20 protein-coding genes are annotated in these 22,227 nt (G+C 72.2%); 8 read left to right on the top strand and 12 right to left on the bottom strand.

Features of this window, described 5'->3' with window-relative positions:
* The first annotated feature begins 248 nt into the window (after window positions 1-248).
* The gene (locus LMU33_RS21185; RefSeq protein WP_228622074.1) at window positions 249-635 is read left to right on the top strand and encodes a hypothetical protein; all 387 of its coding nucleotides are present in this window, start codon (window positions 249-251) and stop codon (window positions 633-635) included.
* 10 nt (window positions 636-645) lie between these two features.
* Here LMU33_RS21185 and LMU33_RS21180 read toward each other — a convergent pair whose 3' ends face one another.
* The 4 genes from LMU33_RS21180 to LMU33_RS21165 all read right to left on the bottom strand — a co-directional run bounded on the left by LMU33_RS21180 (window position 646) and on the right by LMU33_RS21165 (window position 4,552).
* Window positions 646-1,668: an MASE1 domain-containing protein gene (locus LMU33_RS21180; protein WP_228622073.1), complete on the bottom strand. Its 1,023-nt coding sequence runs from the start codon at window positions 1,666-1,668 to the stop codon at window positions 646-648.
* Between the two features lie 146 nt (window positions 1,669-1,814).
* Window positions 1,815-2,645, bottom strand: a complete 831-nt coding sequence (locus LMU33_RS21175) for a PP2C family protein-serine/threonine phosphatase (RefSeq protein WP_228622072.1) — start codon at window positions 2,643-2,645, stop codon at window positions 1,815-1,817.
* Between the two features lie 122 nt (window positions 2,646-2,767).
* Window positions 2,768-3,088 carry a hypothetical protein gene (locus LMU33_RS21170; protein WP_228622071.1) on the bottom strand — a complete coding sequence of 107 codons (321 nt, stop codon included), beginning with the start codon at window positions 3,086-3,088 and terminating at the stop codon, window positions 2,768-2,770.
* Window positions 3,089-3,343: 255 nt separating this feature from the next.
* Window positions 3,344-4,552 (bottom strand): putative hexosyltransferase, encoded by a 1,209-nt coding sequence (locus LMU33_RS21165; RefSeq protein WP_228622070.1) that lies wholly within the window; start codon window positions 4,550-4,552, stop codon window positions 3,344-3,346.
* Between the two features lie 184 nt (window positions 4,553-4,736).
* Here LMU33_RS21165 and LMU33_RS21160 point away from each other — a divergent pair, with 184 nt between their 5' ends.
* A complete protein-coding gene (locus tag LMU33_RS21160) occupies window positions 4,737-6,182 on the top strand; it encodes a glyceraldehyde-3-phosphate dehydrogenase (RefSeq protein WP_228622069.1) in 1,446 nt (481 codons plus the stop codon).
* A gap of 73 nt (window positions 6,183-6,255) precedes the next feature.
* Here LMU33_RS21160 and LMU33_RS21155 read toward each other — a convergent pair whose 3' ends face one another.
* The 3 genes from LMU33_RS21155 to proS all read right to left on the bottom strand — a co-directional run bounded on the left by LMU33_RS21155 (window position 6,256) and on the right by proS (window position 11,501).
* A complete protein-coding gene (locus tag LMU33_RS21155) occupies window positions 6,256-8,217 on the bottom strand; it encodes a collagenase (protein ID WP_228622068.1) in 1,962 nt (653 codons plus the stop codon).
* 147 nt (window positions 8,218-8,364) lie between these two features.
* The gene (locus LMU33_RS21150; protein WP_228622067.1) at window positions 8,365-9,318 is read right to left on the bottom strand and encodes a LysR family transcriptional regulator; all 954 of its coding nucleotides are present in this window, start codon (window positions 9,316-9,318) and stop codon (window positions 8,365-8,367) included.
* A 770-nt stretch (window positions 9,319-10,088) separates the two neighbouring features.
* Window positions 10,089-11,501: a proline--tRNA ligase gene (gene proS / locus LMU33_RS21145; protein WP_228622066.1), complete on the bottom strand. Its 1,413-nt coding sequence runs from the start codon at window positions 11,499-11,501 to the stop codon at window positions 10,089-10,091.
* Window positions 11,502-11,776: 275 nt separating this feature from the next.
* Between proS and LMU33_RS21140 the strand changes: the two genes are divergently transcribed.
* Both LMU33_RS21140 and LMU33_RS21135 read left to right on the top strand, forming a co-directional pair.
* The gene (locus LMU33_RS21140; RefSeq protein ID WP_228622065.1) at window positions 11,777-12,346 is read left to right on the top strand and encodes a TetR/AcrR family transcriptional regulator; all 570 of its coding nucleotides are present in this window, start codon (window positions 11,777-11,779) and stop codon (window positions 12,344-12,346) included.
* A 24-nt stretch (window positions 12,347-12,370) separates the two neighbouring features.
* Window positions 12,371-13,537 (top strand): GDSL-type esterase/lipase family protein, encoded by a 1,167-nt coding sequence (locus tag LMU33_RS21135; RefSeq protein WP_228622064.1) that lies wholly within the window; start codon window positions 12,371-12,373, stop codon window positions 13,535-13,537.
* A gap of 15 nt (window positions 13,538-13,552) precedes the next feature.
* Here the strand turns inward: LMU33_RS21135 and LMU33_RS21130 are convergent, their stop codons facing one another.
* The 3 genes from LMU33_RS21130 to LMU33_RS21120 all read right to left on the bottom strand — a co-directional run bounded on the left by LMU33_RS21130 (window position 13,553) and on the right by LMU33_RS21120 (window position 16,422).
* A complete protein-coding gene (locus LMU33_RS21130) occupies window positions 13,553-14,299 on the bottom strand; it encodes a class F sortase (protein WP_228622063.1) in 747 nt (248 codons plus the stop codon).
* A gap of 214 nt (window positions 14,300-14,513) precedes the next feature.
* A complete protein-coding gene (locus LMU33_RS21125; RefSeq protein WP_228622062.1) occupies window positions 14,514-15,344 on the bottom strand; it encodes a hypothetical protein in 831 nt (276 codons plus the stop codon).
* A 178-nt stretch (window positions 15,345-15,522) separates the two neighbouring features.
* Entirely contained in the window at window positions 15,523-16,422 is a 900-nt protein-coding gene (locus LMU33_RS21120) for an aminoglycoside phosphotransferase family protein (RefSeq protein WP_228622061.1), read from the bottom strand.
* 148 nt (window positions 16,423-16,570) lie between these two features.
* Here LMU33_RS21120 and LMU33_RS21115 point away from each other — a divergent pair, with 148 nt between their 5' ends.
* Complete coding sequence (locus LMU33_RS21115) at window positions 16,571-17,449, top strand: SCO6745 family protein (protein ID WP_228622060.1); 879 nt, start codon at window positions 16,571-16,573, stop codon at window positions 17,447-17,449.
* A 389-nt stretch (window positions 17,450-17,838) separates the two neighbouring features.
* On the opposite strand, the gene LMU33_RS21110 is transcribed toward LMU33_RS21115, so the two are convergent.
* Entirely contained in the window at window positions 17,839-19,050 is a 1,212-nt protein-coding gene (locus tag LMU33_RS21110) for a cytochrome P450 (RefSeq protein WP_228622059.1), read from the bottom strand.
* Window positions 19,047-19,760 (bottom strand): cyclodityrosine synthase, encoded by a 714-nt coding sequence (locus LMU33_RS21105; protein ID WP_228622058.1) that lies wholly within the window; start codon window positions 19,758-19,760, stop codon window positions 19,047-19,049. The genes LMU33_RS21110 and LMU33_RS21105 overlap by 4 nt, the downstream gene beginning before the upstream one ends.
* A gap of 188 nt (window positions 19,761-19,948) precedes the next feature.
* Here LMU33_RS21105 and LMU33_RS21100 point away from each other — a divergent pair, with 188 nt between their 5' ends.
* From LMU33_RS21100 to tgmB, 3 genes are all read left to right on the top strand, one after another.
* On the top strand, window positions 19,949-20,830 hold the full coding sequence (locus LMU33_RS21100) for a fructosamine kinase family protein (RefSeq protein ID WP_228622057.1): 882 nt from the start codon (window positions 19,949-19,951) through the stop codon (window positions 20,828-20,830).
* A gap of 184 nt (window positions 20,831-21,014) precedes the next feature.
* The gene (gene tgmA, locus LMU33_RS21095) at window positions 21,015-21,206 is read left to right on the top strand and encodes a putative ATP-grasp-modified RiPP (protein WP_020938095.1); all 192 of its coding nucleotides are present in this window, start codon (window positions 21,015-21,017) and stop codon (window positions 21,204-21,206) included.
* A 16-nt stretch (window positions 21,207-21,222) separates the two neighbouring features.
* On the top strand, window positions 21,223-22,206 hold the full coding sequence (tgmB, locus tag LMU33_RS21090; protein WP_228622056.1) for an ATP-grasp ribosomal peptide maturase: 984 nt from the start codon (window positions 21,223-21,225) through the stop codon (window positions 22,204-22,206).
* Window positions 22,207-22,227 lie beyond the last annotated feature (21 nt).

The following is a 22,227-nucleotide window of genomic DNA, read 5'->3' as shown; positions in this document are numbered from 1 at the left end:
AACGTTCGGATGTGCCGCCGCGCCGTCCGAAAGTGCCGCCGCGCCGTTCCGCACCGCCGGAGCTTCGTCGGGCCGCCCCGGGCCGCTGCTCCGCCCCGCTCGCCGTCCGCTGCTCCATGCCGTGCCTGTCCCTCCGGTCCGGCCCGGGCCCGTCCGGGCACCGCCCATCGTCTCCCAGTGCCCCCGGCCGGCCGTTCGACACGCCGGGAGGCGTTGGCGCCGGCCACCGCCCGGGTACTCGGCCGCGCATGAAGGACAAGGACCGTACGCACGACAAGGGCCGTCCGCACGGCGAGGACCGCGGCCGGCAGGGTGAGGGCGCGACGGCCGCCGATCGGGCCGCACGCCGGCAGCGCGAGGCGGAGCGCGAGCGCGCCTCCGCCGAGCCGTTCGACTACCCGTACCCGGAGCGCCGGGCCGGGGTCAGGGCCCGGCGTCATGTGAGCGAGGCCGAGGCCGCCGCGGACATGCCACCCGGCATCCCGGGCGGCTACGGCACGACCGGCGGCGGTCAGCCCGGCGCCACCGGTGCCGCGCACCCGCCGACGCCCACGCCCCGGGACGTCAGGTCGCGCAAGGGCTCCGCGGCGCCGGGCAGCGACGACGAGGGGCCGGTGAACCGGTCCGGCCGGTGACGCCGGACCGTTACGGGGGTCGGGTCGGCCGGGGCGTGGCGGGCCCACCGTCGCCGCCCTCGCTGCCCGGCTGGGTCCGGGGCGGCGGTGGTTCGCCGGCGGTGAGGTGTTCCAGGACCTCGACCAGTTCCTGGCAGGCCTTCTCCACCGAGCGCCGGGTGTTGCGCTGCTCGGTGATCAGGGCGGACAGCAGCAGCGCGGTCAGGGCCATCGCGCCGTTGAACGCCTGGAGCTTCGCCATGATCTCGATCCGGCTCAGCCCCGCGAAGGCCCCGGCACCGTCCGTCGCCGCGACCGTGGCCACGACGGACGTCAGCAGCGCGCACAGCATGCTGCCCAGGAGCTGGAAGCGCAGGGCGGCCCAGATGAGCAGCGGGTAGACGAGGTAGAGCACGCTGATCGAGCTGTAGACGGCCGCCGGTACGAGAGCACAGGCGACAACGGCCAGCGCGGTCGCCTCCTTCCAGCGGGCCAGGGTCGGCGGCCAGCGCGCGCGGTGCAGCATCAGCAGCAGCGGGGTGACGAGCAGCACTCCCATGGCGTCGCCCACCCACCAGGCCAGCCAGACGGGCCAGAAGCTGTGCACGTTCAGCTTGCCCATGAGGACGAGGAGGCCGATGCCGACGGTCGCGCTGATCAGCATGGCGGTCAGCGCGCCCAGGAAAACCAGGGCGACGCCGTCCCGCAACCGGCCGAGATCGGTGTGGAAGCGGGCCCGGCGCAGCAGCAGCGCCGCGCACACCGGTGCGAGGGTCTGGCCGGCGAGGGTGCCGAGCACGTCGAGGCGGAAGGTGGTCACGGACATCACGGCGAAGAAGGCACCGATCGTGATGCCGGGCCAGCAGCCGAGGCCGAGGATCAGCAGGGCGGCGAGGGCCACGCCGGTCGGCGGCCAGACGGGGGTGACCACGGCGCCCTCGACGGTGAGTTCGCGCAGGAGTCCGAGCCGGGCCGCGCCGTAGTAGCAGGCCGCGACGGCCACCACCTGGACGGCGTAGCCGCCCGGCCGGCGCAGATCGTCGATACCCACCACAGCAGCAATCCCACACCGATGGCCCGGCGTCGGCGAGGCGAGAGCCGGTGCGGTCCGGCCCTATGGCTGAATCACGCGGCGGCTTCGCGTGGCCGTCCGGCGAGGGGCGCCGGATCCAGGTCCGTACCCGTGGCCGGCCGCTGCGGTCACAGGTGGTTTCCGGGGCCGTCCAGGCCCACGACGAGGACGGCCGCGTCGTCCTCGTGGCCGACGCTCTCGGCGCCCTTGATCACGGCGGCGGCGAGGGCGTGAGCCTCCAGGCCGGCGACGGCGGCGATGCCGGCGAGGCGGACCACCTGCTCGAGGCCGTCCTCGATGTTCAGCGAGGGGCCCTCCACCACGCCGTCGGTGAGCAGCACGAACACGCCGCCCGTGGTGAGCCGGTGCCTGCTCACCGGGAACTCCATGCCCCTGTCGATCCCGAGCGGTGGCCCGCCCTCGTCGTCGACGACGCCGGACTTGCCGTCCGCCGTGGCCCACACGAACGGGATGTGGCCGGCCCGGGCGCTCTCCAGCACTCCGGTGGCCGGGTCGAGGCGCATGAAGATGCAGGTGGCGAACAGTTCGCTGCCCAGGGCCAGCAGCAGTTCGTTGGTGCGGGTGAGGAGGTCGCCGGGCTCACCGGTCACGGAGGCGAGGGCGCGGAGCCCGGCGCGCACCTGGCCCATGAACGCGGCGGCCTCGATGTTGTGCCCCTGGACGTCGCCGATGGCCAGCCCGATCCGCCCGTCGGGCAGGGCGAACGCGTCGTACCAGTCGCCGCCCACGTTCAGGCCGAGGTTGGCCGGCGTGTAGCGGACGGCGAGGTGCAGGCCCGGTGCGGTGGGCAGGTCACGGGGCAGCATGCCGCGCTGCAGGGCGAGGGCCAGCTCCACCTGGGTGCGCTGCAGCTCCGCGCGCTCCCGTGCCTGGGCGGTGAGCGAGCCGAGTCTGGCCAGCAGCTCATCGCCTTCGTCCGTGGAGCGCTTGCGGGGCATCGGTCACTTCCGGCGGGGCGGCGGTCGTCAACGACCATCGCCTGAATTTTCGGCAAACGTCTAGATTTTACCTACACCGGATGATCTCGCCCCGCGAGCGGCCACGGCGGTACGACTCCCGGTCAGCGCACCTCGGAGTCGATCCCGGTGACGACGGCGGGCCCCAGCGCTGCGCTCCGCTCGTCCAGTCCCGCGTCCTGGAGGGCGGAGCCGGCGAGCCGGCGGGCCTCCTGCTCTGCGTGCGGGCCGGTGTCCGCCTCGACGGACAGCCGGAGGGTGAAGGTGTTGTCCTCGTTGACACTGAGCACGTCCAGGCCCTCGGCGCTGCCCATCCGGGTGCCGTGCGGATCGGCGGGCCTGAGCGCCCTGGCCAGGCGGGTCCGGGCGTCCGTCCCGATGTCGGCGGTGAAGGTGCCGGGGACGCTGATCACGTAGGTCGTCATGACGGTCCTTTCCTCGGGCGTCCCCCCGCCTACCCCGATTCGCGGCCTTCGCACAAGCTCCTGCGCGGACCGGCGACGGCCGTCCGCACCCGAAACGGAACACGGACGGCACGTTCGCCGCGGACATGGCCGTGGCCGCCCTGCTGCTCGTCGCGATGCAGCCGGGCGCCGCCCGGTTCCGTCCTGGGCGGCGCCGCGGTCGGCGGTGGGCTCGGCGGTCACGCGCCGGTCGAGGGCGGTGCCGAGCCGGGTGGATCACAGGGGGGAGTGGGCCACCACCGTCACGAAGGCACCGAACAGCAGGGACGCCGCGGTGAGGCCGGCGTACACGACCACCGCGTGGGCCGGCCGGACCCGCCAGGTCCGGGTCAGTGCCCGGGCCATGGGGATGAGCAGCGGGAAGGCCGGCAGCAGGAACCGGGGCTTGGAGGAGAAGGAGCCGGAGCCGCCGACGACGAGCAGGACCAGCACCCCGGCGAAGACGACCAGGGCCAGCGGGGCGCGTTCCAGGCACAGCAGCGCGAACAGCAGCACGCCCGCCGCGACGATCACCACGGCCGCCGGATAGACGGCGCCGCCCCCGTGCAGCAGCAGGGCCTTGAGGAAGCGTGCCGAGCCGACACCGAAGTCGAAGCGCGAGTCCCAGGCGCTCTGCACCTTGAAGTAGCCGCCGAGCAGGTCTCCCGTCTGGCTGCCCACCCACAGCACGTAGCCGAGCCAGCCCAGCGGGGCCAGCACGGCACCGGCCCACACGCTCGCCGGAGCCCGGCCGCGCTGCCGGACGACCTCGTACGCGGCCGCGATGCAGACGGCCCCCGCCACCGCGAAACCGCTCGGCCGCGAAAGGCCCGCCAGCGCGGCCAGCGCACCGGCCCACAGCCAGCGGCCCTTGAGGACGCAGTACAGGGACCAGATGGCGAGTGCCGCGAACAGCGACTCGGTGTAGGCGATGGTCAGTTCGACGGAGTGCGGCATCGCGGCCCACAGGGCGACCAGCGCGGTGGCGACCCCGCGGCCGTAGAGCAGGTGGCCGATGGCGTACACGCCGTACGCCGCCACGCCCGCGGCGATCCAGGAGATCAGCAGCGCGGCCTGGCCGGGGGTGAACGGCAGGACCGTGGTCAGCGCCCTGATCAGCCCCGGGTACAACGGGAAGAACGCCCAGTCGCTCTGGACGGCACCCTGCGGGGTGATCCAGATCTTGTGGCCGTAACCCTGGGCGGCGATGTGCAGGTACCAGCGGGAGTCCCATGAGTGGGCGAGGTTTTTGACGAGCGGATGTCCCCTGACGGCGTTGGTGAGTATCACCAGGAGGATCCCGGCGAGCCGTACGGCCGCGAACAGGCCGAGGGCCGGGAGCGCCCCCTCGGGGATCCCGCGCCGGGTGATCCACGGGAGCGTCGGCGGGCGAAGGGGTCGGGACGGGGCGGCCGACTCGGGCCGCGGTACTGAGGAGGTGCTCACTCTCTTGACCTTGGGCACGCCAGGTAAGACGGGCAATCCGCGACTCGGGTTTCTTACGGACTTCCACCCTGATTCAGGAATCGGTCAAGGAAAGGGTGCAAATCCCTTACTCCGCCACCCCCGGAAGGAGCACTTGAGGGGTGTGGTTACCATATGAGCGCTCCCTAGCTCGAAAGATGGATCCGTGACTGTCAACGACGACTCGTTCACCAACTGGAAGATCCGCGAGGAGATCGCGGAGGCCATGATCCCGCTCATCGGGAAGCTGCAGCGCGAGCGGGACGTGACCGTCCTGCTGCACAGCCGCTCCTTGGTGAACAAGTCGGTGGTCGGCATCCTCAAGACGCACCGCTTCGCCCGGCAGATCGACGGCGCGGAGCTGTCGGTCACCGAGACCATGCCGTTCCTCGAGGCCCTGACCACCCTCGACCTCGGCCCCTCCCAGATCGACCTCGGCATGCTCGCCACGATGTACAAGGCCGACGAGCGCGGCCTGAGCGTCGGGCAGTTCACCGCCGAGGCCGTCGCCGGTGCCACCGGCGCCAACAAGATCGAGCGCCGTGAGCCCCGCGACGTCGTCCTGTACGGCTTCGGCCGCATCGGCCGGCTCGTCGCCCGCCTGCTGGTCGAGAAGGCCGGCTCCGGCAACGGCCTGCGTCTGCGCGCCATCGTGGTGCGCGGCGGCGGCGCCCAGGACATCGTCAAGCGCGCCTCGCTGCTGCGCCGCGACTCCATCCACGGCCAGTTCCAGGGCACGATCACCGTGGACGAGGACGCCAGCACGATCGTGGCCAACGGCAACGAGATCAAGGTGATCTACGCCGACGACCCGTCGCACGTGGACTACACCGAGTACGGCATCCGGGACGCCATCCTCATCGACAACACCGGCAAGTGGCGCGACCGCGAGGGCCTGTCCAAGCACCTGCGCCCCGGCATCGAGAAGGTCGTGCTGACCGCGCCGGGCAAGGGCGACGTCCCGAACATCGTGCACGGCGTCAACCACGACACCATCAAGCCGGACGAGCAGATCCTGTCCTGCGCCTCCTGCACCACCAACGCCATCGTGCCGCCGCTGAAGGCGATGGACGACGAGTACGGTGTGCTGCGCGGCCACGTGGAGACGGTCCACTCCTTCACCAACGACCAGAACCTGCTGGACAACTACCACAAGTCCGAGCGCCGTGGCCGCTCCGCGCCGCTCAACATGGTGATCACCGAGACCGGTGCGGCCTCCGCCGTCGCCAAGGCGCTGCCGGACCTCAAGGCGAAGATCAGCGGCAGCTCGATCCGCGTCCCGGTGCCGGACGTTTCTATCGCGATCCTCAACTTGCAGCTGGCCCGCGAGACGACCCGCGAGGAGGTCCACGACTACCTGCGCGAGGTGTCGCTGACCTCGCCGCTCAAGCGCCAGATCGACTTCATCACGGCGCCCGACGCGGTCTCCAGCGACTTCATCGGCTCGCGCCACGCCTCGATCGTGGACGCCGGCGCCCTGAAGGTCGACGGCGACAACGCGATCCTCTACCTCTGGTACGACAACGAGTTCGGCTACTCCTGCCAGGTGGTCCGGGTCGTCCAGCACGTCTCGGGCGTGGAGTACCCGACGTACCCGGCGACGGCGGTCTGATCCCTTCCGTCGAGGCGCGTACGGCTGCCGACCGGGGTTCCGGTCGGCGGCCGTTGTGCCGGGGCGCTTGCGGTCAGGCCTTGCCGGGCTTGGCGCAGGCTCCCGCGGCACACGCACTCAGCCACTGGTCGAAGTCGGCGTCGTAGCGGGTGCCGATGCCGTCGTGGTAGACGGCGTATCCGCCGGCGTAGTCACCGACGCGGAAGCGGGCGAGCATGCGCTGGAGGTCGTCGGTGTGGTTCTCGGCCATGTAGCGCACGGCGAGGTAGCCCCACGGGTAGGTACGGATCACATCGCTGTTGTCATAGGTGTTCTCGAACAGGGTGCTCAGCTTGTACGTGTGCTTGCCGGCCTCCTGGATCGCCTGGTCGTCGGCGAGGCCGCGGTAGCTGTAGGACACGTACTCGGCCACGCCCTCGATCCACCACACGTCCGGCACGGTGATCTCCTGGGCGAAGTCGCCCTTCATGTCGTCGCGGCCGTCGAGGAAGTGCGTGTACTCGTGGTTGAGGTTCCAGATCCGGGCCGTGAAACCGTCGTCCGTGGGTTTCTGGTACATGATCGACGTGACGTGGTTCGCCGGGTCGGACGGGTCGCCGTCCAGGGTCATGCCGCCGTTGTCGGTGCTGATGCCGTAGATCGGGGCGGCGTAGGTCTGGTAGTCGGCGCGGCTGGCGAAGACCACGAGCTGGATGGTGGAGACGTACTGGCCGGGTATCGCTGCGTCGGCCTTCACCACGCCGCGGAAGTAGGCGCTCTGGGCCAGGACGCTCGCGCAGGCCGCGTCGAGGTCGGCGGCGGTCAGCGACTGGGCGAGGATGCTGACGTTCGCGTCGCACCTGCGGTTGACCGGCAGCACGGCCCTGGTCAGCTTTGCGGGCAGGTCGCAGACGTCGTAGTAGGCGCAGTCGGTGCTGTCGTAGGCGTTCGCCTGGGTGGCCACGGCGACCCAGAGCCCGGCCGTGGGGCCGGTCATCGCGGTCGCGTCCAGCAGGCCCTTGGTCAACGGGCGGACGGTGTCCTGCAGTTCGGTGTGCTCGACGTAACGGGCCAGGTTCATCCCGGCGTTGGAGTCCAGGAACGCCTGGTCGGTGCCGAGCAGGTCGGTGTTGGCGAGCGCGAAGTCGTACAGGGTGTCGATGATGCCCGGGTCGGCCTCGACGGCCTTGACGTAGTCGGGGTTCCAGTTGCCGCGCCACAGCGGTGTGTAGACGTCGTTGACGGCCCTGACCATGCTGTCCACTGAGTCGTAGGAGCTGTCGTAGTCGTTCAGCAGCCGCTGGTAGACGGAGAGGTAGCGGCCCTGCTGGTCGGCACTGTCGGTGAGGATGACGGTCTCGCCGAGGATGTCGCCGTTGACCGCGGTCACATCACGCGAGTGCGCCCGGGCGAAGAAGGCGTCCAGGCCGGCCGTGACGGCCGTGGTCAGGCGGGGGGTGTACGGGCCGACGTCCGCGGAGTGGTTGAACTGGACGTAGTAGCCGGCCCGCAGGAAGAGGACCAGCTGTTCCAGGCCGCCGGAGTTGTCGCCGCGGTACAGCTTGGCGGTGCGGGTGTAGGCGGCCGCGACGCTGAGCATCTGGGCCTGCCGGAAGACGTCGTGCGCGTCCTTGCCGGTCACCGAGAAGAGGGTGTTGACGCAGTCCGTGGACGAGGCCTTCACGAAGGACACGAGGGCGGAGCCGCTACGGCTGCCGAAGTCACCCGGAGCGCAGGAGGCCGCCCTGGCCGTCCTTCGGGCCGGATGGGCCGAGAGGGGCTGCAGGGGCGGGAGTTGAGCCGGGCTGAGCCGCCGGGCCTGGCTCGCGGGACGCTCGGTGACGGGGGTGGTCGCGCCGGCCGGCGACGGCTGGGACGCGTGCTGCCGGGGCGTGGTGGCGGCGCGGGTGTGCGGCTGCAGGGGTGCCGCCAGGGCCGGGGCGGACAGCAGACCTGCCACGGTGACACAGACGACCGCGGCGCCGGCCATGCGTGCGGCCGTACGAGGACGGCTGTGGCCGGGCATGCGTCTGGGCAGCGCGAAGCGATAGCGCATCTGGATTCCTCCACGAAGGGATGCGCCTCTGTGGGGTGTTGAGGCGTGTGAGGCACTGTCTCAGCGGGCCACCCGCCCCAACAATGCCGTGTGACATAGCACATGCCACTGCCCGCTCATAACATCGCGGTGCGCCTTTGACCGCCGCTACGCCCCGGCGACGCTCCAGGTGCGCGAGGCCCAGGCACGCAGATGGGGTGCCTGGGCGACGAGGTCGCGGTAGGCGGCGGTGGCGGACTGGGACAGTGCCTCCACGGCCTCGTCGGTGACGGTGTCCGGCCGCCATGCCAGCACATAGCGGCACCACAGCGGGGACCCGGCCAACGGTTTGACCACGACGTGCGGGATCGGCCGGAGCGTCGGCTGTACCAGGGACACCCCGAGACCGTCGGCGATCATGCTCTGCAGCTGGGTCTGGTCACCGAGGAACTCGTGCACGGTGACCGGAGTGAACCCGGCCGCCGCACAGGCGTCGTAGAACACCCCGGGCCAGCCGGCGCCGTCGTCCGGCGTCACGAACCAGGCGTCCTCGGCCAGGTCGGCGAGCTGCACCTGGGCGCACTGCCGCAGCCGATGCCGGGCGGGCAGGGCCACGAACGTCGGCTCGGTGACGATCCCCCGGTGCCGCACCGCGCCCGAGTGGCGCAGCTCCATGCCCGGATAGTCGGCGGCGATGGCCGCGTCCACCGCACCCTCCTCCAGCAGCTCCACGATCCGCGAGGAGGCGTAGACGCTGGTGACGGCCAGGGACAGCTCCGGCAGCCGGGTGCGGAAGCGGGAGACCGTGCCGGACAGCATGGGCGAGTTGGTCGCCGCCACGCGCAGGGTACGGCTCCCTCGCCCGGCGGCCGGGCGGTGGCCGATGGCGTCGGCGCGGGTCAGCACGTCACGGGCCTGGGCGACGACCTCGGCACCGTAACGGGTGGGCCGCACTCCGCTCGTGCCGCGCTCGAAGAGGGGCTCGCCGAGGTGGCGCTCGATGCGCCGCAGCTGGGTGCTCACGGCGGGCTGCGAGTAGCCGAGCTGTGCCGCGGCGCGCCCCACACTTCCCGCGTCGGCGATCGCGCACAGCACCCGCAGGTGCCGCAGCTCCAGCTCCATCGCTCCACTCCCCGTTCCCGTCCACGGCCGGCCCCGGGAGATCCGTCCGCCGCTCCCGGTGCAACCGGTGCTCACCGCCACCGCCGACCGTGGTCGCGACCGGCGGACCGAAGCGTCGCACCCCGCCACGCCGAGACACAAGTCGCAGGTCAGCCGACCTCAGGGCCCGGCCGATGCCGAGCACGAGCGCCCTGGGCACCGCCGGGGCACCGGCGCACATCCGTCCCCCGCACGGCCCCGCCACCCAACAGAGGCCGCCGAGTCCATGGACAGGCTCCACACCAGTGGCGCCCCTGTGTCTCCACCGGGCTCATCAGCCCGGGCATGGCACTCCTGGATTTCGGCCCGGCTCGACAGCCCGGGCGACACACACCACCGCACGGCCGGACCAGCCCGGCGGGGCCCCCGCGTCCTGACGCACCGCCACCGCCACCTCCTCTCGCACTGCCGACCGGCCCCTGACCTCGCGAAACAGGCTCTCCCGTCCGGGCTCCGGCCGCCAAGTACGCACAAATAAGGTGGGTGTGCGACGGCACGTTCTCGGATGTGCGGCAGTTCGTGGACGGACATCGGTACCGCGCCGTCGGGTGAAGTCGCCGGTGGCGGCGCTCAGACGAGACGACCCGGCGGCGGCCGGTACCGGCAGAGACTGGCAGCACCGTCGCCGACCGGCGCGTCGCAACTGCCGCCCGGTGCCCGTACATCTGCCGTCCGGGGCCCGTGCAGGCGTACGAGCGCGCTGCAACCTCCTCCGGCGCGCCCGCTCCCCGTCAGTAGGCCCGCCCCACCACCGCCACGTTCCCCGGCTGGTCCTCGCTCGCCGGCACCGAACCGTCCGCCGCGACCAGGCACCGCACGGACACGCCGCGTTCGGCGAGCCTGGCCTCGCCCTCCGGGCCCAGCGCGGCCCAGGGGATGCGCGCCCAGCCGCTGCCGGCGGCCTCCGCGGCCTCCTCGATGGTGGTCACTTCGACCGTGCGGTCCTCGCGGCGCCGGCGGGACTGCTCCAGCAGCAGTGCCTGGTCGTCCTCCAGCACCCCGGGCAGGAGTGCGGACAGCGCCTCGGCCGCGACCGGCTCCTTGGTGCACGGGATACGGCGGACCAGCACGGCGGTACCGTGCTCCAGGTCGCGGGGTCCCACCTCGATCCGCACGGGCACGCCCTTGAGCTCCCAGTCGACGGCGCGCCGGCCGTACGGCACGTCCGTGCGGTCGTCGACGTGGACGCGTACGCCCGCCTGACTCAGCCGGTCGCCGATCGCGCGGACGCCGGCCAGCACCTCCTCGTCACCCTTGACGGCGAGGACGACCGCCTGGACCGGGGCCAGGCGGGGCGGGACGCGCAGTCCGTCGTCGTCACCGTGCGTCATCACCAGCGCTCCGATCATGCGGGTGGTGGAGCCCCAGGAGGTCTGCCAGACGTGCTCCTGCCGGCCGTCCCGGGTCACGAACTGCGTGCGGAAGGCCTTGGCGAAGTTCTGGCCCAGCTCGTGGCTGGTGACCATCTGCAGGGCCTTGCCGTCGCCCATCATGCTCTCGAGCGTGAGGGTGTTGATCGCTCCGGCGAACCGTTCCCTGGCCGTCTTGCGTCCGGAGACGAAGTCCATGGCGAGGACGCCGCGCAGGAACGCGCCGTAGACCTCGCTCTGGACGCGGGCCGCGAAGGCGCGCGCCTCCTCGTACGTGGCGTGCGCGGTGTGGCCCTCCTGCCACAGGAACTCGGTCGTGCGCAGGAACAGACGCGGGCGCAGCTCCCAACGCACCACGTTCGCCCACTGGTTGATCAGCAGGGGCAGGTCGCGGTGGCTCTGCACCCACTTGGCGAAGTACTCGTTGACGATCGTCTCGGAGGTGGGGCGGACCACGACGGGCTCCTCCAGCTCCTTGCCGCCCGCATGGGTGACGACAGCGAGCTCGGGCGCGAAGCCCTCGACGTGCTCGGCCTCCCTCGTCAGGTACGACTCCGGAATGAGCAGCGGGAAGTACGCGTTCTGGGCGCCGGTCGCCTTGATCCGGGCGTCCATCTCCTGCTGCATCCGCTCCCACAGGCCGTACCCGTACGGTCGGATGACCATGGTGCCGCGCACCGGGCCGTTGTCGGCCAGCTCCGCCTTGGTGATCAGGTCCTGGTACCAGCGCGGGAAGTCGTCCGCCCTGGGTGTGAGAACGGGTGCCTTTGCCATGCCGGGCAGAGTAGGTCCCGGTTCCTGCCGTCTGCGAACCGATTTCGGCCCCTGCCGACACCTTTCGCCGGTCCCCCGCCACCCCCTTGACCCTCTCTGCGCCCATTTGTCTTGCGCAGGACGGCGTACCTCTTGCCTGGGAGGACACCCGGTAGGAGTGAGCGTGGCGACGCACCGGGACGTGACGAAGGCCCCTTACTGGCTACAGCACTCCCATACTTGCCTATAGGCTTTAGGAAACTCCATAATCCTATGCGGCAGGAAAGAGAGTTCTCATGGTTCGCGTTGGTCTGACGACCGACCGCCTGGTCCGTGCCGGCGCGGAGCTGGCCGACGAGGTCGGCTTCGACCAGGTGACCGTGTCGGCGCTGGCCCGGCGGTTCGACGTCAAGGTCGCGAGTCTGTACTCGCATCTGAAGAACTCCCAGGATCTGAAGACGCGGATCGCGCTTCTCGCCCTGGAGGAGCTGGCCGCCCGCGCCGCCGACGCGCTCGCCGGCCGGGCCGGCAAGGATGCCCTCGTCGCGTTCGCCGACGTGTACCGCGACTACGCCCGCGCACACCCCGGCCGCTATGCGGCGACCCGCCACCCGCTGGACCCCGAGGCGGCGGCCGCGAGCGCGGGCGGCCGGCACGCGCAGATGACCCGGGCGATCCTGCGCGGCTACGACCTCGCCGAGCCCGACCAGACCCACGCGGTCCGTCTCCTCGGCAGCGTCTTCCACGGCTACGTCAGCCTCGAGACGGCCGGCGGATTCAGCCACAGCGCCCCCGACCCGCAGGAGTCCTGGACCCGGATCCTCGACGCCCTCGACTCCCTGCTGCGCAACTGGCCCACCCCCTGACCCCCGGAAACGCAGGCCGACACCATGCACACCACCCCGCTCACCCCCGACCTCGTGCGCGGCGCCCTCGATCTGGAACGCACCGCCAACGGACTGCTGCCGCACCGGCTGCCGGCCCGCGCCCGCGCGCAGTGCGCCGATCCCCAGCTGGCCATGGCGGAGTCCCAGCCCTCCGGTGTGCGGCTGGTCTTCCGCACCCGCGCGACCACCGTCGAGCTGGACACCCTGCCGACCAAACAGGTCTACGTCGGCGCACCGCCGCGCCCGGACGGCGTGTACGACCTGCTCGTCGACGGACGTCCGGCCGGCAGCGGCCGGGCCGCCGGCGGCAACACGCTCACCATCGACATGACCACCGGTACGGCCGAGCAGCGGCCCGGCCCGGTCGCCACCGTGCGCTTCTGCGGGCTGCCCGGCAGCGTCAAGGTCGTGGAGATCTGGCTGCCGCACAACGAGACGACCGAGCTCGTCGCCCTGCGCACCGACGCGCCCGTGGAAGCCGTACCGCCCCCGGACCGCAAGGTGTGGCTGCATCACGGCAGTTCCATCAGCCACGGCTCGGACGCCGCGAGCCCGAGCACCACCTGGCCGGCGCTCGCCGCGTCCCTGGGCGGGGTGGAGCTGATCAATCTGGGGCTCGGCGGCAGTGCCCTGCTGGACCCGTTCACCGCTCGCGCGCTGCGCGACACGCCGGCCGACCTGATCAGCGTCAAGCTCGGCATCAACGTGGTCAACGCCGATCTGATGCGGCTGCGCGCGTTCTCTCCCGCCGTCCACGGCTTCCTCGACACCATCCGCGACGGACATCCCGACACGCCGCTGCTCGTCGTCTCTCCGATCCTGTGCCCCATACATGAGGACACGCCGGGCCCCAGCCTCCCGGACCTCTCCGCGCTGAGCGAGGGCCGGCTGCGGGTCCGGGCCGCCGGGGACCCGGCGGAGACGGCGAGCGGGAAACTCACCCTGAGAATCATCCGGGAGGAACTGGCCCGGATCGTGCGCGAACGGTCGGCGCAGGACCCACGGCTGCACTACCTCGACGGCCGGGAGCTGTACGGCGAGGCCGACTTCGGCGAGCTGCCGCTGCCGGACGACCTGCACCCCGACGCCGCCGCGCACCGCCGGATCGGCGAACGGTTCGCGGCGCTGGCCTTCGCGCCCGGTGGTCCCTTCTGGGACGGAGCCGCCTGACCGCTACGGGCCGGCTCACACCAGGTGGGCGAAGACCACGAGGTTGTCCTTGTAGTCCTTCGCATCGTGGTCGTAATCCCCCGCGCAGGTGATCAGCCGGACCTCGGGGCGCCGGGTGTCGGCGTAGACGCGCTTGCTGGGGAAGTCGTCCTTGGCGAAGGTCTCGGTGTCGTCCACGACGAATTCGGCATCGCGTCCGTCGGCGCGCTCCACGGTGAAACGGTCGCCGCGGCGCAGGTCGTCGAGGTGGGCGAAGACGGCCGGGGAGGTGGCCGTGTCGACGTGCCCGGCGATGACCGCGGTGCCCTTCTCACCCGGCGAGGCGCCCTTGGCGTACCAGCCGACGAGGTTGGTGTCGCCCGCCGGCGGCGGCTCGAGCTGCCCCGAGGAGCCGATGGACAGGGTGGTGAAGGGGGCGTCCACGGAGATCTTCGGGATGCGCAGACGGGTCGGTGCGGACCTGGGCAGCTCCGGGTCGGCCTGCTCCGGGTCGCCCTGCTGCGGATCGGCCTGCTTCGGGTCGGTGGGCGGTGGATCGACCTGCTGAGTGTCGGTCTGCTGCGGGGCGGTCTGAGTGGCGGCGCTCGCGCCCGCGGCGCGGGACGCCGGCGGGGAGCCGTCCGAGGTGTGGGGGCCGCCGAACACGCTGACGGCGACGAGGACGATCGCCACGCCCCACAGCGTCAGCCGCCCGCCACGGGCGGAACTCCGCCCGTCCGCCTGCGGTTCCGCGGAGGTCGGGGAGGAGGGATCTGCTGCCATCGGACACCACCTCACTCGGGCACGGCAGCACGGGGGATCTGGACTAGGGCGCCGGAACACGCCCCGGCGCGCGGGAAGGGACGTACAGGGGGGCCTGCGCAAGGGGACCGGGTGCGCACCGACGTGACAGACGCAGGGGAAGGCCAGCGGGTGCGGGCCGCCGACACGGTGGGCGCGTCGGCGGCGGCCGCAGCCTCTGGACCGGGTCGTTCCGTCAGGACGCCGGCTGGCCGGCCTTCTTGCGCCGCAGCATGTACATGCCGCCGGCGCCTACGGCCAGCACGGCCAGGCCGCCCGCGGTGACGCCCGGAGTGGCAAGCGCGCCGCCGCCGGTGTGCATGCCACCGCGCGGCTTCTCGTGCTCGCCCCGCTCGTCGTTGTCACGCCCCCCGTCACGACCGCCCTCTTCGCCGCCGTCCCGACCGCCGTCCCGACCGCCGTCCCGACCGCTTTCACGACCCTCGTCCCGGCCGCCGTCCTGGTAGTTGTCGTCGCCACCCGAGCCCCCGTCGTCACTGTGCAGCGCGGCGAGCGCACCGCCACCCGCGTGCACACCGCCACGCGGCCCGTCGTGTCCGCGGCCCTTGCCGTGGCCGCCGCGACCCTCGTCGTGGTCGCCCCAGCCGCCGTGATCGTCGCCCCGGCCATGGCCGCCCTCGCGACCCTCATCCTGGTCCCGACCATGGCCGTCATCGTCGCCCCGGTCGTCGCCCCCTCCGTCACCGCGCACCGCGGACAGCGCTCCGCCACCCGTGTGGATTCCGCCGCGCGGCCCACCGTGTCCGCGGCCCTTGTCGTTGTCGTCTCCGTGATCATTGTCGTGACCGCGGCCCGAGTCGTTGTCGCGCCCCTGGTCGTTGTCTCCGCCGTGGTCGTTGTTTCCGCCGTGGTCCTCGTCGGACCCCTGGTCGTGGTCCTGGCTGTAAGAGGAGTCGTCGCGGCCTCCGTCGTCTCCCGCGGAGGCGGCGAAGGCGGCACTGGGTGCGCCGAAGGTCAGTGCGGCCGTGGTGGCCGCCGTGGCCAAAAGCATGCGGGCAGAACGCATAGCGATGTCCTTCCGCCGTGGCCGGGCAGCGGATCCCACATCAGCTGGACAGACCCGGCCTCGACATGAACCACCGTCAGGGAGTACGCAAACTCCCACCATCCGAGCCACCCAGCCGGGTCACCGTGCCACCCGTCTGCCCCAGCGATCACGCCACGCGACTCCCCGTCCGGGCGAATCACCCGGCGCGTCGCGCCGCTCCCAGCCGGTCGAGCGCCGCACGCCCCGCTCTGTCCCACCCCGGCTGCCCGCCGGGCAGCCCCCGCTCGTAGGCCCTGCCGATCGCCAGCAGTGACAGGGCCCGCAGCACGGCCCAGCCCCGGGCGCGGCGAAGAGTCGCCTCGCCGACCGGCTCGTACGACCGGAAGAACCACGGAACCGCCACCGACGGCAACAGCAGCCACACGGCCGCGAGATCGGTCGCCGGATCACCCGCACAGACGTCGCCGAAATCGAGCACACCGGCGAGGGTGCCGTCCGCGACGACGACGTTGGCCGGATGAAGATCGCCGTGCAGCCAGACCGCTGCTCCGGTCCACTCGGGCGCCGCGAGGGCCTGCTGCCAGAGGGAGCACACGTCGGACAGCTCCGCGTCGGTCAGCAGGTCCGCGACGGCCCCGAGATGCTCCTCGAACTCGGTCCCACGGCCGGAGAGCAGTCCTCCGCGCACGTCGTTGACCGGTGCCTCGGCGGGCGCGGCCTCGTGCAGCGCGGCAAGGAAGCCTGCCAGCCGGACCGCGGCATCGTCGCCGCGCGTGAGGGTCGCCCGATCGCCGGGTTCTCCGGGGACCCAGGTCACGACGGCCCACGGGCACGGGAAGGCGGCCGAGGGCGCCCCGGTGCGTACCGGTACCGGTACCGGCAGGGGCAGCCGTGGGGCGAGCGCGGGCAGCCACCGCTGCTCCTTGCGCAGGAGATCCGGGGCGCCCGGGGTACGCGGAAGCCGTACCGCCAACTCGCCGCCCACCCGCCACAGCTGGTTGTCCCAGCCGCCCGGCACCCGACGCACCTCCAGTCCGGCGAGGTCCGGGTGCTGGGCACGCAGCAGCGAGCTGACCAGGGAGGCGTCGATGTCCATGGCACACCCTTCCGACGAGAGTCGTTCGTGGTCGTAGTGTCGCCGGTGACGGGCGCGAAACCCGGCCGCCCGTCCCTTGTTATGACCGATGTCATAACGCAGTCTTGTGCCGACAGCACGTAGCAGGTCGCAGCGATGGGAGGAAGCGGTGGCGGACGCGATGGCGCGGGCCCTGTGGGAGCGGTACGAACCGGTGCACGACCTCGTGTACTTCGCGCCCGAGGTACACCGGACGGCGGACGCACTCGGGATGCGCGGATTCTGGATGGGGTACTTCGCGCTGCGCGCCGCGCCGCTCGGCGCGGTCCCTCCCTCCGTCGTGACGAGTTGTTTCTACGTCTTCCACCCCGCCCGGGTGGCCCGGGCCCTGCCGGACGCCTGGACGTACGCGACTCCCGCCGATGTGCTGGCCGCCCGCCTGGACGCCCTGGACACGGCGATGACCGGCCTGTTCGGACCGGACACCGTCGGCTCGGCCGAGTTCGCCGAGGCTGCCGACCTCGCCTGGGAGGCGGCTGCGGCGGCGGACACCTCGGGCCGCGTACTCGCCGCTGCCAATCAGGATCTGGAGCGCCCGGGCCGCCCCACCGCACGGCTGTGGCAGGGCCTGACGACCCTGCGCGAGCACCGGGGCGACGGGCATGTCGCGGTGCTGGTGAGTCAGGGGCTCGGGCCGGTCGAGGCCATGGTGCTCAAGGCGGCCGCCGGCGAATCCGACGGGGTGTTCCTGCGGGAGACGCGCAAGTGGGAGCAGGCGGACTGGGATGCGGCCGGGGTACGCCTGCGGGAGCGGGGCCTGCTCGAAGCCGACGGGTCGCTCTCTCCTGCCGGAGCGGCCGTGCGGGCGGAGGTGGAGGCGCTGACGGACGCGGCGGCCGAACGACCGTGGGCCGCCCTCGGCACCGACCGCACCACCCGCCTGGCCGGCCTGCTGGATCCCCTGGCCCACATGGTCGAGACCTCGGGCCTGCTGCCGCCGGGCAATCCGGTGGGCCTGACCAAGAAGACGTACTCGCCCGTCCGCTGACCGGTCCCCGGCCGGCCCGCCGGTGACCGCCCCGAGGCCCGCACCCGCGCGCGCCCGGCGACCACCCTCCTACCGAACCTGTCCGCGCCACCCGACCGGCAACCGGCAAAAATGCCGCCCGCGCCCTCGGGAACAGGCCCGAAGCCCCACCCCGACGACCGCGACACGCCCCGGCCGAACCCATCCGCCCTGGGCCGGCCCAGAACCCCAACCGGCCGACGACGGCACCCCCGGCAGCCCGTCGGCAACTGCGCCCGACGCCCCACCCCGATCCGCCGGCACCCACCCTCGGTCGAGACCATCGGAATCCAGCCCCGCGGCAGACCCGTCGGCGCCCCCGCCCGGGATTGCCGGGTCGGGGGCGCCGTACGGACGGCCGGGTGGTGCGGTCACCAGGTCACGGGGAGCCGCTCGGGGATTCGCTTCATGAAGCCCGTGCGCCACACCAGTTGGCCGGGGGGTACGGCGAGCGCCAGGTCGGGCATGCGGTCCAGGAGGACCTCCAGGGCGATGCGGGCGTGTGCGCGGCCGAGTGCGGTCGCGGGGCAGTAGTGGGCGCCGCCGCCGAAGGAGAGGTGGTCGGCGGTGTTGTCGCGGTGGACGTCGAAGCGGTGCGGGTCGGGGAACTTCTCCGGGTCGAGGTTCGCGCCCTCCACCAGCACCAGGACGAGTTCGCCCTGCTTCACCTCGACGTCGCCCAGCCGGACGTCCTCCAGGGCGAGGCGCGGCAGGGCGTCGCCGATGGAGAGGTTGACCCGCAGCAACTCCTCCACGCCGGGGCCGATCAGGTCCGGGCGGTCGCGCAGGAGGTCACGGGCGATGGGGTGGGTGAGCAGGTAGACCAGGGCCATCGCGAGGAAGCCGGAGGTGGAGATCACGCCGGCGCCGAACATGGTGACCCCGACGGTGGCCAGCATCTCGTCGGTGAGGTGGGCGTAGTCGGGGTCGTCGCGCAGCGCGGCGAGTTCGCCCATCAGGCCGTGCGTCGCCGGGTCGTCGAGCAGGGCCGTCATCCGGGCGATGTCCCGGTCCCAGTTGACCTTCGCGCCGGTGATCGGGCACGGCGAGTTCATGAAGGCGATGTCGAGGCTGCGCAGAAAGCCCGGGGCCTCGGTCTGCGGAATGCCGAGGATGCGGCAGTGCATGCCCGCCGAGTACGGCTCGCAGAACGCACCGCGCAGGTCGGCCGTCGGGCCGTCGGCCAGCAGCCGGTCCGCCAGCCGGTGCGCCTCCCCGCGCAGCCACTCCATCAGGCCCGGCGACTTCGGGTTCAGCGCCTTCAGCACCGCCCGGCGCAGCCCGGCCCCGGTGATGTTGCCCATGTTGTTCACGACCTCGGGAGGGATCGTGAGCGCGTACTGCCGGGGGACTCCGGGGGCGGAGGTGTCCTTGAGGGAGAACCGGTCGTCCTTGAGGACCTGGGCGCACAGGTCGTACGACGACACCAGCCAGGCCTCGTCGCCCGCGATGGTCCGCACGCGCCGTACGGGGGTGGTGGTGCGCAGGTCCTCGACCTCGGCGGGAACCCTGGTGCCGTCCCAGGAGAACGGGAAGTCGAGCAGGGGCGGGTGGTCGGCGCGGGCGCCGGGGGCGGTGGTCATGCGGCGGTTCCTTCGAGGGCGGCGGCGGGGGTGACGATGGCGTGGCCCTGGTTGCGGGACGCGCGCAGGCCGGCGCCGCGCGAGTACAACAGCTCGGCCATCGGCAGCAGTTGGTGGTAGCAGTTGAGCGAGGAGGGCACCTTGAGGATGGCGGGGGTGTCCAGGAACAGCGGCGCCTCGGCGCACACGTACTCCAGGCACACGGCCCGCTGCCGCTCGGTCGGTGTCTCGCCACGCGCACTGAGGAAACGATTCACCAGGGCGTCACAGACGGCCCGGAAGGCCCCGTCGGAGGCCAGGCGCGTCTTGAGCTGACGGTGGATGTCCTGGTAGGCGGGGTTGGTGCGGAACTCGGACATCGGGTGCCAGTCCATCCGCAGGCCCTCCGGGTCGGCCGCCGACACCGCGTCACGGACCTTGGCGCGCACCCCGCGCAGGTTCTTCACCGCCTTGCGCCGGGCCTCGTCCGGTGGATAGCCGGACGCCTCGTACATCTCGGCGACGTACAGGTCGGTGTAGACGAAGTCGACCCTGTCGAAGTGGTCCAGTCCCCAGCGGGCGAGGTCGTGCAGGCGGCGGGCGGAGAAATAGCTGTTGCCCGGGGACACACCGATCACGGCGTGCGCACCCTCACCCAGGATGACCTTGCAGTGGGAGGTGTACGGCTGGACTTCGAAGACGTCGGCCATCAGCACGGATGCTGTGGTCAAGGGGGATATCCTCCGCCGCGCGCTAGTCCCGGCGGGGCCCTGTGCCCCTGGTGTGGCGACGCGGCGCCCTCACGCTAGCGGTACGGAATCAGCACGGGTAGTGACCGACTGGGTTTGGCTGAAAACAGTCGTATCAATGGTCGAAGTCGCCTACCACCGGCCTCTGTTGCGGGACGTACGCTGGGGCCGTGGTCAACCGAGACGAGGATCGCGAGGATCCGGGGCAGGCGGCGTCCCGGCTCACCGGCCGCCCGGTCACCGGTGCACGGGCGGCCTCCGGATCGCCGGCGGAGGTGACCCTGGACGGCGGCACACCGGTGATGGTCAAGCGGGGTGACGCCCCCGGGGCGGTACGCGCGGAGGTGGCGGGGCTGCGCTGGCTGGCCGCGGCGGACGCGGTACGGGTGCCGGCGGTGCTCGGTCACGACGAACGCTGGATGGTGACGGAGCGGGTCGCGACCGGGCGGCCGGATCCCGAGGCAGCGCATCATTTCGGCCAGGCCCTCGCCGCCCTGCACGCCGCGGGTGCTTCGGATTTCGGAGCTGCGCCGCCCGGCGGTCCCGAGGACGCGTTCATCGGCCTCGCGCCCATGCGCAACACGCCGGGAGACGACTGGCCCGGCTGGTACGCCGAGCACCGGGTGCTGCCGTACGTGCGCGGCGCGGTCGACAGCGGCACGCTCCGCCCGGGCGAGGCGGCCGTGTTCGAGCGGGTCTGCGCGCGACTGCCCGACCTGGCAGGACCCGCCGAGCCGCCCGCGCGCCTGCACGGGGACCTGTGGAACGGCAACGTGCTGTGGGGCGCCGACGGCGAGGTCCGGCTCATCGACCCGGCCGCGCACGGCGGACACCGGGAGACGGACCTGGCGATGCTCCAGCTCTTCGGCTGCCCCCACCTGGACCGGGTGCTCGCCGGGTACGAGGAGACGGCACCGCTCGCGCCGGGCCGACACGACCGGGTGGGCGTGCACCAGTTGTTCCCGCTGCTGGTCCACGCCGTGCTGTTCGGACGCGGATATGCGGAACAGGCTTTGACGGTGGCGCGGAGCGCGCTGTCGCTCGCGGGGTGACCACCCCGTTCCGCCGGAGCAGCGCAACGTCTCGGGCTTCACCGGCGTCATCGGCCATGCAGGCACGCCGTCCCGTCCTGCGGCGCCCGTCGGCACCCCCTCCGACCTGTGATTACTCAGCGTGAGGAAACCAATCACCCGTTCGATTCGTATAAGGACGTGAAAGCCTAATCAGGGAGAGACCATGCAACCGTTCACGCTCAACTACGCGCGCCCCGCGGTGCAGTTGGACGTCACCACTCCGTACGCGTACGACTCCGGACTGCAGTTGAACGTCCTCCCGGACGGGCGGATCGCCGCCACCGACCACGCGACCCTGAGGGCGCTGGGGACCACGACCTCGACGGCGGGTTCCAAGACGCACTTCGACGACTGAACGCGGGCCCTGGAAGATGACCGTGCTCATCCTGACCAGTGAAGAGGACGTGACGGCGGACATGGTGGTCCTCCGGCTGGGCGAGGCCGGGGTGCCCGTCGTCCGGCTCGATCCCGCCGATCTGACCAACGGGGTGGCCCTGTCGGGCGAGTACGTGCGGGGCGCCTGCCGCGGACATCTGTCCGTCGGCGGGCGCCTGGTCAGCATGGGCGGCCTGCGCTCCGTCTGGGTGCGCAGGCCCGGCGACGCCGCCGCCCGCGCCGCCCAGCCGTCCGCCTGGCTGACGGAGGAGGCGTCGCAGGCGCTGTACGGCATGCTGCGCACGACCGACGCGCGCTGGATGAACCATCCGGACGCGGCCCGTCGCGCCCGCCACAAGCCCTGGCAGCTGCATCTCGCCCAGGGCAGCGGCCTCGCGGTGCCGGCCACGCTGATCACCACCTTCCCGCAGGCGGCCCGGGAGTTCGCGGAGCGCTTCCCGGATCTGGTGGTCAAGCCGGTGTCCGGCGCGCATCCGCAGGAGCCGCCGCGTGCGGTGCCGACCAGCCGGGTCGCACCGGACACCGACTTCTCGGCGGTGGCCTTCGGCCCGACGCTGCTGCAGCGGCGGATCACCAAACGGGCCGACATCCGGCTCACCGTCGTCGGCGACACGCTGCTGGCCGCGCGCAAGCCCGCCGACCCGGACGCCCACCCGGACGACGTGGACGTCCGCTTCGCCCCGTCGGTCTCCCCCTGGCTCCCCGCGGAGGTGCCCCCGCGCGTCGCCGAGGGCGTACGGCGGTACATGAGGGGCGCGGAACTGGCTTACGGCGCACTCGACTTCGCCGAGGACGCCGACGGGATCTGGTGGTTCCTGGAGTGCAACCAGTCGGGTCAGTTCGGGTTCGTCGAGATGGACACAGGTCAGCCCATCGCCGCCACGATCGCCAAGTGGCTTGCCGCCGACGGGGATCCGGACGGCAGGTGTGCACAGGGCGACCGGAGCGCAGGCTCTTGAGGGCGCGGGGATCGGCTCGGA

It is taken from the genome of Streptomyces barringtoniae (assembly GCF_020819595.1).
In the GTDB taxonomy this organism is placed as follows: domain Bacteria; phylum Actinomycetota; class Actinomycetes; order Streptomycetales; family Streptomycetaceae; genus Streptomyces; species Streptomyces barringtoniae.
The sequence above is the reverse complement of the archived record's forward strand: the minus strand, read 5'-3'. Positions and strand labels throughout refer to the sequence as shown.

What these genes read in the sequence shown, in the direction of transcription:
- LMU33_RS21185 (WP_228622074.1), top strand. Translation starts at nt 249, where the DNA reads ATGAAGGACAAGGACCGTACGCACGACAAGGGCCGTCCGCACGGCGAG.
- LMU33_RS21175 (WP_228622072.1), bottom strand. Translation starts at nt 2,645, where the DNA reads ATGCCCCGCAAGCGCTCCACGGACGAAGGCGATGAGCTGCTGGCCAGA.
- LMU33_RS21170 (WP_228622071.1), bottom strand. Translation starts at nt 3,088, where the DNA reads ATGACGACCTACGTGATCAGCGTCCCCGGCACCTTCACCGCCGACATC.
- LMU33_RS21155 (WP_228622068.1), bottom strand. Translation starts at nt 8,217, where the DNA reads ATGCGCTATCGCTTCGCGCTGCCCAGACGCATGCCCGGCCACAGCCGT.
- LMU33_RS21150 (WP_228622067.1), bottom strand. Translation starts at nt 9,318, where the DNA reads ATGGAGCTGGAGCTGCGGCACCTGCGGGTGCTGTGCGCGATCGCCGAC.
- proS (WP_228622066.1), bottom strand. Translation starts at nt 11,501, where the DNA reads ATGGCAAAGGCACCCGTTCTCACACCCAGGGCGGACGACTTCCCGCGC.
- LMU33_RS21140 (WP_228622065.1), top strand. Translation starts at nt 11,777, where the DNA reads ATGGTTCGCGTTGGTCTGACGACCGACCGCCTGGTCCGTGCCGGCGCG.
- LMU33_RS21135 (WP_228622064.1), top strand. Translation starts at nt 12,371, where the DNA reads ATGCACACCACCCCGCTCACCCCCGACCTCGTGCGCGGCGCCCTCGAT.
- LMU33_RS21130 (WP_228622063.1), bottom strand. Translation starts at nt 14,299, where the DNA reads ATGGCAGCAGATCCCTCCTCCCCGACCTCCGCGGAACCGCAGGCGGAC.
- LMU33_RS21125 (WP_228622062.1), bottom strand. Translation starts at nt 15,344, where the DNA reads ATGCGTTCTGCCCGCATGCTTTTGGCCACGGCGGCCACCACGGCCGCA.
- LMU33_RS21120 (WP_228622061.1), bottom strand. Translation starts at nt 16,422, where the DNA reads ATGGACATCGACGCCTCCCTGGTCAGCTCGCTGCTGCGTGCCCAGCAC.
- LMU33_RS21110 (WP_228622059.1), bottom strand. Translation starts at nt 19,050, where the DNA reads ATGACCACCGCCCCCGGCGCCCGCGCCGACCACCCGCCCCTGCTCGAC.
- tgmA (WP_020938095.1), top strand. Translation starts at nt 21,015, where the DNA reads ATGCAACCGTTCACGCTCAACTACGCGCGCCCCGCGGTGCAGTTGGAC.
- tgmB (WP_228622056.1), top strand. Translation starts at nt 21,223, where the DNA reads ATGACCGTGCTCATCCTGACCAGTGAAGAGGACGTGACGGCGGACATG.